This window comes from Nocardiopsis metallicus (genome assembly GCF_014201115.1).
Classification (GTDB): Bacteria; Actinomycetota; Actinomycetes; order Streptosporangiales; family Streptosporangiaceae; genus Nocardiopsis; species Nocardiopsis metallicus.
In genome coordinates this window covers 6,601,920-6,616,309 of the sequence record NZ_JACHDO010000001.1, presented here as the reverse complement: position 1 = coordinate 6,616,309, position 14,390 = coordinate 6,601,920, and the positions used below count along the sequence as shown (strand labels likewise).

Below are 14,390 nucleotides of genomic sequence, written 5' to 3'. Positions count from 1 at the left end.
CGATCAACAGGAGCACCCTGGAAAGCACAACACCGCACCCGTCCCGCACACGCACGACCCTGGCCGCGCCCTTGATGACGGGTCAGCGCATGGAGGTGTGCACCGCGTCCTCGTTCGCTAGCACGCTCAACAGCAGGTCCCGGTATGGCGAGCTCACCACCGGGTGGGAACCCAGCTCCAGGAGCCGTTCGGTCTCTTCGAGTTGTCGCACGGCCTCCTGCTGAGAGCCTTCGGAGACGATTTCGGTCTCGACAAACGACCCCAGGCCCGTGACCGTGTCCACCACCACCGACAGCCCCGGTTGCCCGGAGTCGCGATAGTAGGTGCGTGACTTCTCCACCCGGGCAAGCCGAACCATGCCCAACGCCTCCAGCAGAGCATGGGCATGTGCGATCTGGGCCGTGTCCGCCAGCGCCACGTTCGTCTCCTGCTTGGCGATGACACCCGCGGTGCTGTGGGTGGTGGAATCGGAGGCGGGCTTGTAGGTGACCTCGCACCCGCCGTCTTGTTCACGGACCCTCAGGCACTCGACCGTGACCAGGAAGTCGACGTCGGGCCTGCTGTAGTAGGTATCGACCTCCACCGTCGGCCCTATCGCGACGAAACCTGACTGTTCCAGCCGCTGTTCCAGGAACTCGCGACTCTCCAACGCACGTTTGCGCTCGATCTCAATCAGTGGCATCGAGGGTTCATCCCCTTCCAAGGGCCAGGTCCGCGCACACGCGAGCGAGGTGGAGCTTGCTGAACGACTCTCGAACACCGGCCAGTGCCTCGGCCAGCATCCGAGAATCCGACACCGGGATGTTACGGAAGAGCACGAGCTGTTTGGCGTCCCACAGCGGGTTGGCGAGCCGTTTGGTCAGATACCGGTTGTAGTAGTGGCGCTGCCTGACCACGATGTCCTCCGGCCCTGGGGGGTTCGCCGGCGCCGACGAACAGGCTCTGCTCGCCGGCGAGATCGACGTGGCGGTCCACTCCTTGAAGGACCTGCCAACCACCACGGCTGCGGGGACAACGATCGCTGCGATCCCGCGTCGGTACGAGGTGCGCGATGCCGTGTGCGGCACCACCCTGCGCGGGCTCTCGTCCGGGGATCGGGTGGGCACAAGTGCGCCACGCCGTATCGGCCAGCTCCACCGTTCCTGCCCTGGGGTGGTGGCGGTCCCGATCCGCAGTAACGTCCCCCCGCGGCTACGGCGGGCACGTGAACGCGGTCTTGCCGGGGTGCTGCTGGCCGCCGCAGGGCTGCACCGGCTCGGTATGGGGAGCACATCACCCAGCACCTCGACCCCCACACGTGGCCGCCGTCTCCCGCCCAGGACGCCGTCGCTGTGCAGGTGCGAGCTGAGGACACCGCCCTCGCGAAGATCGTGTCAGCGGTGCATGATGATGCATCAGCAGCGACCACAGGGGCCGAACGGGCTCTGCTCGCGGCTCTGGGCGGCGGGTGCCACGTGCCTATCAGCGCCTACGCCACCGCGGGCGCAGGGTGCTTGCGTCTGATCGCCCAGGTCACTTCCACCGATGGCCGAGCCACAGTCCGCGCTGCCTGCTCCGGGCCCGCGGCGGAGCCGGAGGCGTTGGGGGAGCGTGTGGCGCGGCAACTGCGCGACGGTGGTGCCGAAGCCATCCTGAGCGCGCTCGACCAAAGCCTCTGAACGAGGTGGAGCGATGCGTGCCTCGCCCCTCAGTGGCGGAATTGGGAGTACGGGGCTGGCTACGGCGGCCTGGATCGGGACACCCTTTCCAGGGGAAGCTTCACCGCCTAACCCGTGACACGGCAAGTGACACGTTCGCTAATGTTTCCCCGTATGTCGCCGAGGTGGGTGTGCCTGGTTCGGCTGTCGATAATGGTGTTTCTTGGGAGGTTTGTGATGTCAGCGCTCCAGGACCCGTCGCGCTCGGTGGTGAGCGATCTCGTTGCCCGAGTACGTCCAGTCGATGCCAAGGAAGCCGCTGATCAAGCAGATATTCTCACGTGGATCGGCTCGGGCGCCCCGTTGTTCCGGGTACGTAAGCCTGATGTGCCCCCAAGCACCTGGCGGTCTACTGCGCGCTCCTGGACGACAAGACCCGCGAGGTCATGGTCGTGGACCATGTGAAAGCTGACTCCTGGCTCCTTCCAGGTGGACATGTGGACCCGGACGAGGATCCGCGCCACACGGCCGAGCGGGAGATCCGTGAGGAGCTGGCGATCAGTCCGAAGTTCCACGACGGCTTCGGTGACCAACCCCTATTCCTGTCTGTCACGCAAACCCGTGGAGAGGAGTCGCACATCGACGTGACCTTGTGGTTCGTGCTCATGGGCGACCGAACTCAAGAACTGTGCATCGACGAGCGTGAGGCCCGTTCGGTGGAGTGGCTCGCTATCGACGACCCCGCTGTGTGGGTCAAGCGCCGTCTGGATCCGCAGATGCATCGGTTCCTGAGCAAGCTCACCACCGCACTCATGACGTGAGCAGGGGCGTTCTCCTGATTCGGGTACTTCCGGGCAGCCTCACGTCGCCTGCTCATCCATGAATACCTGCCCTGACGCATCCAGCTGCGTTTGCACATCGGCCATGATGGTGCGCACCTGCTGGGTGGACGTTCCCCCTCTCAGGACGGACAGCGCCCCACATGACTGCCACCCCACCCGGGGCGGGTCTGGCCCGGACCCTAGCCACCACCGGCACCTTGACCGACCCCCTGTGGCACCGAGCAGTCCTCGCCACCGACCGGTCCGCCTTCCTCCCCGAAACGATCTACGGACCCGACCCAGCCCACCCCGGGTGGGAGTGCCCCATCACCCCCACGGACCCACGATGGGACCGATGGGTAGCTGGCGACTTCGCTCTCGTCACCCAGGTCGATGACGGCGAACCTGTGAGCGAGGACGGTCGGGGACGGTTGCCGACGTCCAGCATCAGCCAACCGTCCCTGGTCCTGCGGATGCTCCAGGCCCTCGACGCCCGGGAGGGTCACCGGGTGTTGGAGATCGGGACTGGCACCGGCTACAACACGGCCTTGTTGTGTCACGCGCTGGGTGAGGACTCGGTGGTCTCGGTCGAGATCGACCCAGGGCTGGCCGAGACCGCGGTGAAGAACCTCGCCCAGGCCGGCCATCACCCCACGGTCGTGGCAGCCGACGCAGCCGGGACCCCGGAGGTTGGCGAGGACGAGTTCGACAGGGTGTTGTCGACCGTCGCGGCGCGCGGCGAAGTCCCGTTCCCGTGGGTGGACCGGAGCGCGAAGTACGGGATCATCGTGACCCCTTTCGAGGTGGGCAACACACCCGGGGTCCTACTGCGGCTGCGTGTACATGAGGACGGCACCGCGACCGGCCACTTCATGGGTGATGCGCCGTTCATGGTGCTGAGGTCTCAGCGCCCGAGCAGCCACAGGGTCAGAGAGCTCGTGGACGAGGGCGCACCAGGGGTACGAGACGGGCACACGGAGGTGAATCCCCGGGTGGTCGCCTACCGCAACCAGGGATGGCAGCTCACGCTGGGGCACCTGGTGCCGGATCTGCGGTACGCGATCTACGAGGCAGCCGAGGAGCGTCCGGAGTGGGCTGGGGAAGCGACCGTCTATGTGGCCACACCGGACGGGTCCTGGGCGCTGGGCGAGTACACCCCCGAAGGCAGCCCGTACGAGACCCGTCAAGACGGGTCCCGGGACCTGTGGGCCGAGATCGCCGCTGCGTGGGATGAGTGGACCCGCTTTGGCTCCCCCGGTCGGGACCGGTTGGGGGTCACCGTGGACCAGGGCGGAACTCACCTGTGGGTCGATGCTCCGGCCGGTGTGCTGGACCCGAAACAGCGAAGGCGGCCTTGCTGAGGTTCCTTACCCGAAACGACCGGGTTCTAGTACGGCGCCTGATCGCGACGATGCCTTGGCCCAACGCGCGCGACCAGCCATGCGAGCGGACTTGGTGGAGGCCGGTTTCACGCACAGGAGGGGCCTGGGCGTGTGATGCGTGGAGAGAGTGCTGCACCAGTTTCCCCGATCTTGCGTACCCACACGTGGAAAGCTGTCAGTGGCCGCACTCGACCTCAGGCCATGACAGATGGTGATAGCCGAATTACATTCGTGGAGACGTGCTACCGTCTCCGAACCGCTGAGGAAGTCCCCATGGCTAAGCATGACGACCCGTCTCGCTGGGATGGTCAAAGGGACAAGCCGCCCCCGTCTTCTCCCAACGATGGAGGCTCCGGCGGCGGTAAGCACGAGCGAGACGACAAGTGAGCGACCTTCACCTTTTGCTGTCCCGTCTCGCCGACCAGATGCCCTCGGCGTGGCGGGACAGCTTCCTCCAGGTGCCTCGCCACCACTTCATCCCCGACACGATCTGGGTCCGCAACGCGGATGGCCGACCTGAGCCGCTGCGCCGCGACGATGACCCAACAGCGTGGCTGCACGCCTGCTACACCGACGCTCCCATCGCGGTGCAGCTCGATGACGGGGAAGCCTCAGGGCGCGGATACGTGTCTTCCACCGCTTCCATGCCCACCGTGGTCGCCATGATGCTGGAGACCGCCGACCTCTCTCCTGGTCTGTCCGTGCTGGAGATCGGCACAGGAAGCGGGTACAACGCCGCTCTGTTGGCGTCGGTGGTAGGGGCCCAGAACGTCACCACGGTCGAGATCGACACGCAGTTGGCCGAGCGAGCCACCGTAGCGCTGCAGCAGGCAGGGTGGCCAGTTGAGGTTGTCACCGCGGACGGAGAGAAGGGGCACCCGCCACGGGCCCCGTTCGATCGGGTCATGGCGACCGCAGCTGTGAACACCATCCCCTATGCGTGGGTGGAGCAGGCCCGATCAGGTGGGGTTCTGGTGGTTCCGTTCGGCACGGCCTTCCACAGCGGTGCGCTCCTGCGGCTCCTGGTCGACCGCGGGGAGGCCGTGGGTCGCTTCGGCGGTGATGCCGCGTTCATGTGGACACGTGCCCAACGCCCTGCGCACGGCTCGGTCGAGGAGCGGGTACGGGCTGAACACGAGGTCAGTGAAGCGACCACTTCTTTGCACCCTTATGAGCCTGTGGGTGACTTCGACGCCAGCTTCGCGATCGGCCTTTGTGTGCCGGGGATGTTGTCGACCCTAGTCTACGACCACGACGATCCCACCTCTGAGCGGTACACGGTGTACCTGATGGACCCTAACTCGCAGTCGTGGGCCTCTTGGCGAGTCGAACCCGGACGTGCCGAGTATCCCGTGCGCCAGCACGGATCACGGCGGCTGTTCGCGGAACTGGAGTCGGCCTACCGGTGGTGGGTGATGGTGGGTAGGCCTCCACACACACGATTCGGTGTGACTGTCACACCACACGGGCAACGGGTGTGGCTGGATGACCCGGAGAACACGCTTCCACCGAGGTTGGGGGCGCCCCAGGCGTAGACGCCGTTCTGGAAGCCTCCGGTGAGCGGGCGCAGGCCATAGAGCACTCCAGCACTTCCTTGAGGTGCGTTTCGCTTCCGGCGTGGGCGTCGCGCAGCTCGGTGAGAAGTACGGCGGGCGGGGCGAGGCGGGCGCTCTATTGCAACAGAGAACTGTATCCACAGGGTCCCATCTGGGCCCGGACCTGACGGTCAAACCGGCCACGGGTAGGCACGGGTCGGCATCTCGTTCTCAGGCTTGCTCTGCCTGGCGTCGCTCGTAGGCCTCCAGAATCTCAGGGCGGTTCAGCGGGGAAGGCACCCAGGTCGCCTCGACCTCGGTCTGGCCGCGCTGGATCTTGATCTCTTCTTCGGTGAGGTACTCCTCGGGGATGTCGAACTCGCCGTCGCGGGCGCCCAGGACGAAGGCCTCCCACTCCTCGGGGGTGAAGAAGAGCGTGCCCTTCTCCGGGGACTTGCCGTCGCGCACCGCGCGGAAGCCGTCGTCGAACTCGGCGACCTCGACGATCGCCTCGGAGTCGGGGTTGGACAGGGAGGAGCGCATCCACACCGAGTCGGTGGTGTCGTGCCACTTCTCGTTCCCGTTGGCTTCGGGCGGCAGGTCGGTGTTCGTCTGGTCTTGTGTGGTCATGTCTTCCCTTGTATGAGCCTGCATTGGGGTTACTCTGGTGAGGTCCGGACACTGCTCGGCCCCCGCCACGTCGCTTGGCGGGGGCCGATTTCATGCTGCTACCTGGGTGCTACTTGGTGCTCACTGCGGCGAGCAGGGCCGACCACTCGGTGGTCGAAACGGCCAGGTGGCCGAGCTCTCGGTTCTGGGTGTCGCGCACCAGGGTGCTGGGACCCTCCGCGACCTCGACGCAGTTCTGTCCGCCGCTGCTGTAGCTGGACTTGTGCCAGTCACTCATACTTCGTTCTCATTTCCTTCAGAAAGGTGATGCTTTGCTGAGGAGACCTCGCGGTCGCCTGCAGCGTGCTGAACAGCATCCCGAAGTTGCGCACGTCGTGCGCAGTATCAGTCTGCGAGCCCCCGTAGATGGACTCGACATGCACCATATCGGGAGCGGACGCGGACGTGATCACGGAGAACGGTCCGTCCAGGCCAGCATGTGGGTGTTGGTCCCATCCATGCATCTGGAGAACGATCCGGCCACTCTCCGCGAGTTTGAGGGTGGCCTCGATCTGGTCTCGCATGATCTCTGGCGGACCAATCGGCCGGACAACCGTTATGTCGTCTAAGACGACGTGGTACCGAGGGCCATCCTCCCGAAGGAGATCCTTCCTCCACTGAGTCCGGAAGTTGACTCGCTGCTGGATCTCCTTAGCGGACAGCCATGGAGCTCCTGACGAAACAGCCATCTTGGCATACGCCGGCTGCTGGAGCTGCCCTGGGAAAAGATTCGCTTGGTACTCACGGATCATCTCGGACTCGATCTGCAAACGATGCAGTTGGCCCAGCCAGTCGATTCTTCCTGCTTGATAGATCTCTTCGTACAGACGAACGAGTCGGTTGTTCGCGGACAGGAACGTGTCGACTGTGCCGACTCTGGACTCGTCCAGTTTCCTCCTTCCACTCTCAATATGGGAGATATGCCCGGGTGACCACCCCAGGTGTCGAGCCAAGGAGTCTTGATTCCTCCCGGCACGCCTGCGGGCTTTGGCCATGGCTTGGCCGAACCTAGCATGGCGGGGATCGAATTCCTCCATATTCGCATTGTTCCAGGTCGCTTGCTGAAAGTCTACTGAAACTTGTCATTTCCCGCATCGGGCAATACCTGAACGCCCACCTTCCAGCATGGGCTTTTCTCGACCACCCTCGGAGTGCGACGGTGTGGTCACACCACCACTCGGTGCGAATAGTCAAAACGCATCAAGTGCACCAAACAGGACATTTGGCATAAAAAATGCCCCGGGGGCCGAACTGGGAAGGCGCGGCCACCGGAGCAGATGTCCCACCTGGTCAGGCGACGAAACCCGAGGTGAGACGACGTGCAGTCTACAGTGAACCGACCACCACGCACTAGGTCCGCTCAAGGGCCACCCCCGCTGTACCAGGAGCTGCTCTACTCCCAGGCCGGCAAGCGCGGCATCCTCGTGGGCCCTACCCACTCGGCCGCCATGGCCGCTCAGAACTGGGTCCAGGACCGCACCCGCGAAAGCCTCGACGGCTCCGATCAGGCGGTCGTCATCTCCGGCCGGGCTGCGAAAGTGGCGTGGTTGCTGATGGACAACGCCCTCAAGCACACCCGCTCTGGCACGCCCGTGGGCTCCCTCAAGGTTGAGCTCACGAACTCCAAGTTCCTTCTCACGGTGGCGGTCACCGACGGAGGCCCGCCCTTGTTCACCGAGCGTCAGTCCTTTCCCGAGGAGCGCGCGGACGGCAGCGGCGGACTCAACGAGGTCCGGCGGTTGAGCGTGGACTGGTGGTGGGAGGGCAACGCTGGCACCCCACTCACTGTCTCCGCCCACATCGAACTCCCCTGAACAGGCGCCACCGACGATGTGCCCACCGCTCCTGGACTTTCCGTCGATCGCGCCACCCCGGGTCCCGCACCGGCTCAGCGGGACCCGGGGATCACACCTGCCTCAGAAGGAACCCCGGTGCTTGAGCTCAACCTCCAACAACGCGCTCCTGCCTGAGCGCAGCGAGCGCACTGCCGAGCAGGTGAAGAGAAGTCCTGGAGCAGGTGGAGCGCGCCGATAACGCCGAGCTGAGCTGGGATTCGAGCAGCAGATCTCCAGCCAAAGACGAGGCACCAGGGCCCTCTCCAGCCACATCAACCCGCACACACGAGAGCAGGACCATGCCACCGCAGTCGCTCACTGAACCGCAGGCCCCAATCAAGCGCGACGCTCTGATCGACAGCCTGGTGGACGCCGCCAAGGCAGACGGGCTGACGCCGGTGGTGGAGGGAGACACCGTGGATCTGCGCGTGGTCAAGGACGGCCGGGTGGTGGCCGCGATCCGTGTGCACGTGGATGATCAGCGGGTGTGGCATGAGGCGCCCGCCCGGCCCGGGGTGGCCCCTCACCCGGCGGGCAGCGTCATTCTGCGCCCGTGGGGAACAGGCCTCTTCCAGCCTCACCACATGCGCGATCTGAACTGGTGGTGGGCAGGCCTCCCTCAGACCGGTCGCACCTGGACCAGCAAAGCTCAGGCGTGGATGAAGTCTGGCTACTGGAAGGGCAGGCTCGGGGCCGATGTGGGAGTTCTGGCTCTGTTCCAGGAGTGAAACACAGACTCGGTGCCCCCCACCTGAGATGGGTGGGAGCACCGTAGGGCCCGCACGGGCCCATTCCCCGGGGATTGCGGTGGCAGCCGCCCTCGGGGCGTCCGACCGATATCGGAATAGGAAGAAGACTACGTATGAAGATTGTGGAGACCAAGGGCCGTAGGTCCCTCACTCTCGGCGTCTGGCACAAGCCGGAGCCGTCCCAGGGAGCTAGCAACTGCACCGCGGCCAAGCTCGTCCAGGGCGGCTCCGTGGTGATGGGGGACACCCAGAACCCGACGCTGGCCCAGCTCGGGTTCACCGGCGGTGAGTGGGCGGCCCTGGTGAAGACCGCGGCCTAGCAACCTGAACCGCGCGGCGCGGGCCGTTGTCAGAGCGCTGATGTGCCGTACCGAGTCTGTTACGGGCTAAGAGCCAAGACGGCAGACAAGCGGGCCCCGAGGCCATCCCCTCAGGGCCCGTCCCGCCCCCAGTCACCTCGGGCATATGTCAGGCCGGTCCGATCAGATCGGCACCTGTTCGGTGTTGTCCGCAGGGGACAACGTCAGCGCCGCTGGCAGCCGTGGACAAAGCCTGACCACTGGAAGGGCAGCCTCAGGGCCGAGGTGGGAGTCCTGGCACTCTTCCGGGGTGGAGCATAGGCTCGGTGCCTCACAGACCAGAACCCTGAGCTAACTCGAACGTCACCTGTCGCACACCTAGAAAGCCACCTGCACGCGTGAGGAACCTTTCCAACCTGCTGGGCCTGGCGCACCAGGCCATGGACCTGGCCGTGGAACGCTTCCGTCCTCCGGCGCATGTGAGTGCCAAGGACGAACGCGATCTGGTCACCGACATCGACCTGGACGTCGAACGCACCGTACGCGCCCACATGGCCCGCGCCACACCCGAATTGGGGTTCCTTGGTGAGGAGGGAGGCCACACCGGCCCTACCTCTGCCTTCTGGGTGCTTGACCCTGTGGACGGAACCGCGAACTTCGCGCGCGGACTGCCGGTGTGCGGCATCAGTCTGGCCCTGGTCCGCGGCAGCGCACCCGTGGTCGGCGTCATCGCCCTGCCCCTGCTGGGTCGCCGCTACTGGGCGGCGGCCGGCCACGGCGCCCACCGCGATGGCGAATCGATCCGGGCCAGCCAGCGCACCCGCTTGGCCGAAGCGATGGTGGCCCTGGGCGACTACGGCACCGGGCAGGGCGCCCAGGAGCGCAATCTCATCGCCTTCGCCTTGGACCAGGAGCTGGCCGCAAGGGTCGAGCGCCTGCGCCGCCTGGGGTCAGCCGCCGCTGACCTGGCGTTGGTGGCCGACGGCACGCTGGACGCCAGTCTCACCCTCGGCAACCACCCCTGGGACATGGCCGCCGGAGCCCTCATCGCTCGTGAGTCCGGTGCCGTGGTGGCCGACAGTGACGGCAGCGACCACACCACCGCTTCGGTCTGCACCCTGGCGATGGCCCCCGGCCTGTCCGAGGAGCTCTTGGGCCTGGTCGCCGCAGCCGTGCGCGGTACTGCCTACGCGCCCAGCCTCCCCCGCTAAGGGTGAGTGGTGGGCGAGGCGTGCCCGACCTCGTCTCGGCTGGGACGAGGTCGGGTTCATGAGGTGTGTGGGTCAGGGGTGGTCGGGCCGATCCCAGTAGCTGGAGAGCATCTCTGTGGGCCAGGCTGGTTGGGTCACTTCACCACGGGGGCCGAACTCTGCGAACCACGGGGCCAGGTCCAGAACGGGTGTGCCGTCGATGGCGTCGAGGTCTTCCACGTGTAGGTCGAGGCCGTCGACCTTGAGCAGCCGCGGGTGGGAAATCCCTACCTGGGCGGGACGTCTGTGGTTGTGGTGCACGAACGTGCCGGTGGAGGGCCAGACGGGGTTGTTACGGGGGTGGCGTGCACCAAGGTGGATGTCCTGTGCTGAGGCTCGGTGGAAGTGCCAGAGCACCTGCAGGTGGGAGAACTCTTCGATACCGAGCAGGGTGTCGGCGTCAAAGTGCGGCTCCAGCCGGATGATGGCTCGGGTGCCACCCCAGAAGTCATCGGAAGGCTCGCTTCGCCCGCCAACGACGTGGGCGATGGGTTCGAGGGTGATGCTCATAGCGCTGCCTCATCTGTTCGGGGTGGGGACCGATCAGGGTAGTGCACCAGAGGTCAGGGCTAGACGCTCGTAGAGGTCGTCGGCTGCCCGGGTGCCACGTCCGCGCAGTTCGTGGACGACACGGCGCATGTTTGTGACGGTGTTGCGGGCACGGCCTGAGCGCACCCCGTGCATGGCCTCCAGCGCTTGAGTCCAGGTGGCGCACGCTTTGTCGATGTCCCCTTGTTGTGCCTGCACCTCTCCCAGGTAGCCCAAGGTGACCGCGTGGGTGCGCCCGAAGGGGCGCGTGTGGCGGGTAAGCACGCTGCGGTGGAACTGCTCTTGCGCGCCCTCGAGGTCACCCAAGACATGCAAGGTGCGGGCGGTCTCGTGGGCGAGGCTGGCTTCTTGGAAGAACCAGACCCGTTGGGGTTCCTCATCGACGCTGGTGGCTGCGGCCAGGTCGTCCTCAGCACGCAGAAGCGCCTGGGAGCTTCTGGTGGGGTCGCCGCTGTGAGCCAGGGTGCGTGCGTGGACCACACCTAGAAGTGCTCGTTCTCTGGGGGTCGCGGCGCTGTAGCGGTCGGGGTGCACGGAGGCCTCAGCCAGCTCAGCGGCCTGGTGGTACTGGTTCAGGTCGAGCGCCTGGTGGGCCATCGCGCGCAGGATGTGGCCTTCCAAGGCCCGGTTGCCTGCTTCGGTGGCCAGGGTGAGAGCGAGTTGGAAGTACTCCTGGGCCGGGGCGTGGTGGTTGGCGTCGAAGCTGGACCAGCCAACGACGTAGACCAGTTCCCCGGCGGCGGAGAACAGGTCGCTGTGCAGGGCGTTCGACGAGCTGGCGCGTTTGAGAGCGGGGGCCACTTCCTCGGTGAGGAAGGTGGTGGCGGTCTGCATGGCGTACCCGCCGCCACGGCGTTGGTCCAGGTGCTGGAAGAACTCGGTGGCCTCGTGGATGGTCTCCACGTCGTGGGAGGTCGTAGCGCGGTTGGGTGAACTTTGGCTTCCAGCGGAGGGCGCGGTTGCCGATGGTAGGCCCAGGGCTGCTGCGGAAGCCACCGCGTGCTGAAGAAACTGTCGTCTGCGCACGTCGCTTATCCCCGGGTCGGTTGGCTCGGTCAAGGGGTTGTCTGCCCTTGTGCGCTCCGATGATGTCAGCAGACCAGGTCCAGCTGCCGGGCCCGGTGAGGGATAGGAGGGTGCGCCGAGCCCTTCGAGGGCCTGTTCAATGCGGTCGATGCTTTTGAGGCCGGGTTTGTGGCTGATGATGTTAGAAATCATCGGCTGCGACACCCCCGCCATCCGCGCCAGAGCGTGCTGAGACAGGTCCGTGTGATGGCGAACCAACCGGATCAGGCTGTTGGCGTCCTTGGCCTCAACCGCCCGCCGCGCCTCAGGCAGATTCCACAGCCATGAGGGGACGCACGCACACCCTGTACGGGTGGCGAACCCCCGTGGACGGCCGCAATTCCTGCACAGCCTCTCGTTCACTTCGCGGCTCCTTGAGCGTGCCAGTCAGCGGTCAGAGGGGGTGAGAACGTCGCAAACCTCGGGCAAGGCCCGGAAGCGTTCCAGAGCCCGGTGGACCGCTCGGGTCCGTTCAGCGGTGCGTTCGCTGCCCAGCCCGCGGGAGAGTTCTGTCATCCTCTCGGCGACCGTCGCTGCTTCCTCAGGTTCGTTGGCGTCGGCGTAGGCCACCGCCAGCCAGGACAGATACAGCGCCAGCTCACGACCATGAGTGGTGTCGTAGCGTGCCAGCACCCGGTTGAGCAGGGGCACAGCACGCAGGGGCCGATGCAGTTCGGTGTACACGCGCGCTTCCATGATCTGCAGTTCGTCTTCGTCGACCCAGTACAACCAGTCCGGTGCCTCGGCTTGGGGCCGGTGCTGGGACAGCGCTTCGGAGGCCTTGGCCAAGGCCCACATTGCGGTACGCGCGTCCTTCCTCTTGGTGTGGGCCCAAGCCACCCGATCCCAGTACAGAGCTCGGGCTCGGGCTGGGGCGTGCTCTCCAGCTTCTGCGAGGGCGGCCACGGCCAGCTCGGCCCCGCGACCCTCGTGGCCGGTGTTAGTCCACTGGTAGGCGAGGGAACCGGCGATCTGTGCAGCCAGGGTGGTGTCGTTGGCCTCGCGTGCGGCGTCGAGTCCCAGACGGTAAATGGTCTCGGCTCTGTGATGCTGGCCGGCGTCGGAGGCGATCCATCCGGTGATCTGCGCGAGTTCTCCTACCGCAACCCGCAGAGACCGGCCGACCTTGTCGGTGTGGGTGCTCTGGTCAAGCAGGGCGGTGGCGATGGACAGTTCCCGCTGGGCTGGCCCGATGAGATCGTTTCCGGCGATCACGTCGTCGGCCAGACGCAGCGCGTGAACACGGGTCATGAGCCGGTCCACGGTGGTGTGGGAGATGCGCCGCCCCCTGCCCACGTGCAGCTCCTGGGGCAGGTCGTGGGTAGGCAGCAGCGTCTCCACATCAGGCACCGGCTGCGGCGGCTGTTCTTGTGTCCGTGCGGTGGTGGGCCTCTCCCAGAGGAGCGGGTTCTGTTGTCTGGTGAGCGGTGCGCCGAGCCCTTCGAGGGCCTGTTCAATGCGGTCGATGCTTTTGAGGCCGGGTTTGTGGCTGATGATGTTAGAAATCATCGGCTGCGACACCCCCGCCATCCGCGCCAGAGCGTGCTGAGACAGGTCCGTGTGACGGCGAACCAACCGGATCAGGCTGTTGGCGTCCTTGGCCTCAACCGCCCGCCGGGCTTCGGGCAGATCCCACAACCACGCTGGGATGCAGGTGCACCCAGTAGAAGCTCTTCGGGGCCGTCCGCAGTTGCCGCACAACCGGTTCATAGGGGCTACCGGGTGATCCAGCTGGTGGTGGTCTCGTCCAGCGTGGCGATGCGGTGCAGCAGCTGGTCGCGGGCCGCAGTGTCCCCGCGGTCAGCGGCGCGCACGTAGGAACCCAGGGTGTGCAGGTCCCGGATCCGGGTCAGGACGTCCATGCCCTCCCAACTCGACAGGTCATAGCCATAGGCCTGGGAGAAGGCTTCCAGTTCGGCCGGTGTGCGGCCAAAGCGCCGCCCCTGCCAGAGGTTGGCCAGGTCAAGTTCGCGGGGCCCGCGGGCGCATTCGTCCCAGTCGCCCAGGATGGGAGTGCCCTCGTTGTTGTAGAGCACGTTGCCCAGCCAGGCGTCGCCGTGGATGAGCCCTTCACCTAGGGGAAAGGTGAGCGTGTCGTAGGCCCCCAGCAGGTCCTTGATGCGCGCCTTGAGGTCGGCGGTCAGCTCTGGGGGTAGCGTCCTGGTGCGCTCCAGGGTGGCGGTCAGGGAGGCCAGCGGGGTGAAGAGCGGCAGGTCTGCACTCAGGGCAGGTGGTGGGTCGCCGATCTGGTGCAGGCGCGCCAGCAGGTGGCCGAGTTCGGCCGGGGTAGGTCGGCGCTCGTCTGGTTGGGGGTAGTAGCGCCAGACGGTGGCGATCTGGTCCTGCTCCGTAAAGAGTGTGCCGACCAGGGGTTCGGTGACCGGCAGCCCGTGGTCGTGCAGCCAGCGGGTGAGGGCCAGGGCCCGTTGCGCGGCATCGGTGTGGGTGGGGGCCATGATGCGCACGATGGCTTGGGCGTGGGGCAACAGCCACACCTGGGTGCCGTGGTGGCGCACGAGCGTGCTGGGCTGGGCCGGGGTGTTGAGGTGTTCGGCGACCGCAGTGAGGAGGGTCGGCGGAGTGCTGGGGGCGCTCATGG

Annotated in this window: 18 protein-coding genes; 9 read left to right on the top strand and 9 right to left on the bottom strand. The window is 66.1% G+C overall.

The window, feature by feature from the left end; all coding sequences use genetic code 11:
- Positions 1 to 82: 82 nt before the first annotated feature.
- Both cyaB and HNR07_RS29165 read right to left on the bottom strand, forming a co-directional pair.
- Positions 83 to 682, bottom strand: coding sequence for a class IV adenylate cyclase (cyaB, locus tag HNR07_RS29170; protein WP_184368803.1), 600 nt, complete (start codon positions 680 to 682; stop codon positions 83 to 85).
- Between the two features lie 7 nt (positions 683 to 689).
- The gene (locus HNR07_RS29165; protein WP_184368800.1) at positions 690 to 896 is read right to left on the bottom strand and encodes a hypothetical protein; all 207 of its coding nucleotides are present in this window, start codon (positions 894 to 896) and stop codon (positions 690 to 692) included.
- 1 nt (position 897) lies between these two features.
- Here HNR07_RS29165 and HNR07_RS29160 point away from each other — a divergent pair, with 1 nt between their 5' ends.
- The 5 genes from HNR07_RS29160 (at position 898) to HNR07_RS29145 (ending at position 5,375) form a co-directional block, all read left to right on the top strand.
- A complete protein-coding gene (locus HNR07_RS29160) occupies positions 898 to 1,503 on the top strand; it encodes a hypothetical protein (protein WP_246420563.1) in 606 nt (201 codons plus the stop codon).
- Entirely contained in the window at positions 1,455 to 1,658 is a 204-nt protein-coding gene (locus HNR07_RS35285) for a hypothetical protein (protein ID WP_312894010.1), read from the top strand. The genes HNR07_RS29160 and HNR07_RS35285 overlap by 49 nt, the downstream gene beginning before the upstream one ends.
- Positions 1,659 to 2,038: 380 nt before the next feature.
- Entirely contained in the window at positions 2,039 to 2,458 is a 420-nt protein-coding gene (locus tag HNR07_RS29155) for an NUDIX domain-containing protein (protein ID WP_184372870.1), read from the top strand.
- Between the two features lie 161 nt (positions 2,459 to 2,619).
- Complete coding sequence (locus HNR07_RS29150; RefSeq protein WP_184368797.1) at positions 2,620 to 3,819, top strand: methyltransferase domain-containing protein; 1,200 nt, start codon at positions 2,620 to 2,622, stop codon at positions 3,817 to 3,819.
- A 404-nt stretch (positions 3,820 to 4,223) separates the two neighbouring features.
- Entirely contained in the window at positions 4,224 to 5,375 is a 1,152-nt protein-coding gene (locus HNR07_RS29145; protein ID WP_312894009.1) for a methyltransferase domain-containing protein, read from the top strand.
- A 231-nt stretch (positions 5,376 to 5,606) separates the two neighbouring features.
- On the opposite strand, the gene HNR07_RS29140 is transcribed toward HNR07_RS29145, so the two are convergent.
- The 3 genes from HNR07_RS29140 to HNR07_RS29130 form a co-directional block, all read right to left on the bottom strand.
- Positions 5,607 to 6,005, bottom strand: a complete 399-nt coding sequence (locus HNR07_RS29140) for a DUF397 domain-containing protein (RefSeq protein WP_184368794.1) — start codon at positions 6,003 to 6,005, stop codon at positions 5,607 to 5,609.
- Between the two features lie 109 nt (positions 6,006 to 6,114).
- Positions 6,115 to 6,282, bottom strand: a complete 168-nt coding sequence (locus HNR07_RS29135) for a DUF397 domain-containing protein (protein WP_184368791.1) — start codon at positions 6,280 to 6,282, stop codon at positions 6,115 to 6,117.
- On the bottom strand, positions 6,275 to 7,081 hold the full coding sequence (locus HNR07_RS29130) for a helix-turn-helix domain-containing protein (RefSeq protein WP_184368788.1): 807 nt from the start codon (positions 7,079 to 7,081) through the stop codon (positions 6,275 to 6,277). The genes HNR07_RS29135 and HNR07_RS29130 overlap by 8 nt, the downstream gene beginning before the upstream one ends.
- 282 nt (positions 7,082 to 7,363) lie before the next feature.
- Here HNR07_RS29130 and HNR07_RS29125 point away from each other — a divergent pair, with 282 nt between their 5' ends.
- The 4 genes from HNR07_RS29125 (at position 7,364) to HNR07_RS29110 (ending at position 10,138) form a co-directional block, all read left to right on the top strand.
- On the top strand, positions 7,364 to 7,858 hold the full coding sequence (locus HNR07_RS29125; protein ID WP_184368785.1) for an ATP-binding protein: 495 nt from the start codon (positions 7,364 to 7,366) through the stop codon (positions 7,856 to 7,858).
- Between the two features lie 320 nt (positions 7,859 to 8,178).
- Positions 8,179 to 8,607: a hypothetical protein gene (locus HNR07_RS29120; RefSeq protein WP_184368782.1), complete on the top strand. Its 429-nt coding sequence runs from the start codon at positions 8,179 to 8,181 to the stop codon at positions 8,605 to 8,607.
- A gap of 134 nt (positions 8,608 to 8,741) precedes the next feature.
- The gene (locus tag HNR07_RS29115) at positions 8,742 to 8,948 is read left to right on the top strand and encodes a DUF397 domain-containing protein (RefSeq protein ID WP_184368779.1); all 207 of its coding nucleotides are present in this window, start codon (positions 8,742 to 8,744) and stop codon (positions 8,946 to 8,948) included.
- A gap of 377 nt (positions 8,949 to 9,325) precedes the next feature.
- Entirely contained in the window at positions 9,326 to 10,138 is an 813-nt protein-coding gene (locus HNR07_RS29110) for an inositol monophosphatase family protein (RefSeq protein ID WP_184368776.1), read from the top strand.
- Between the two features lie 72 nt (positions 10,139 to 10,210).
- Here HNR07_RS29110 and HNR07_RS29105 read toward each other — a convergent pair whose 3' ends face one another.
- From HNR07_RS29105 to HNR07_RS29090, 4 genes are all read right to left on the bottom strand, one after another.
- Positions 10,211 to 10,687: a TrmO family methyltransferase domain-containing protein gene (locus tag HNR07_RS29105; RefSeq protein ID WP_184368773.1), complete on the bottom strand. Its 477-nt coding sequence runs from the start codon at positions 10,685 to 10,687 to the stop codon at positions 10,211 to 10,213.
- Between the two features lie 33 nt (positions 10,688 to 10,720).
- Positions 10,721 to 11,629 carry a hypothetical protein gene (locus tag HNR07_RS29100; protein ID WP_184368769.1) on the bottom strand — a complete coding sequence of 303 codons (909 nt, stop codon included), beginning with the start codon at positions 11,627 to 11,629 and terminating at the stop codon, positions 10,721 to 10,723.
- Positions 11,630 to 12,178: 549 nt separating this feature from the next.
- Positions 12,179 to 13,300 (bottom strand): transcriptional regulator, encoded by a 1,122-nt coding sequence (locus HNR07_RS35280; RefSeq protein ID WP_246420559.1) that lies wholly within the window; start codon positions 13,298 to 13,300, stop codon positions 12,179 to 12,181.
- A gap of 206 nt (positions 13,301 to 13,506) precedes the next feature.
- Positions 13,507 to 14,388, bottom strand: coding sequence for a phosphotransferase enzyme family protein (locus HNR07_RS29090; RefSeq protein WP_184368766.1), 882 nt, complete (start codon positions 14,386 to 14,388; stop codon positions 13,507 to 13,509).
- Positions 14,389 to 14,390: the final 2 nt, after the last annotated feature.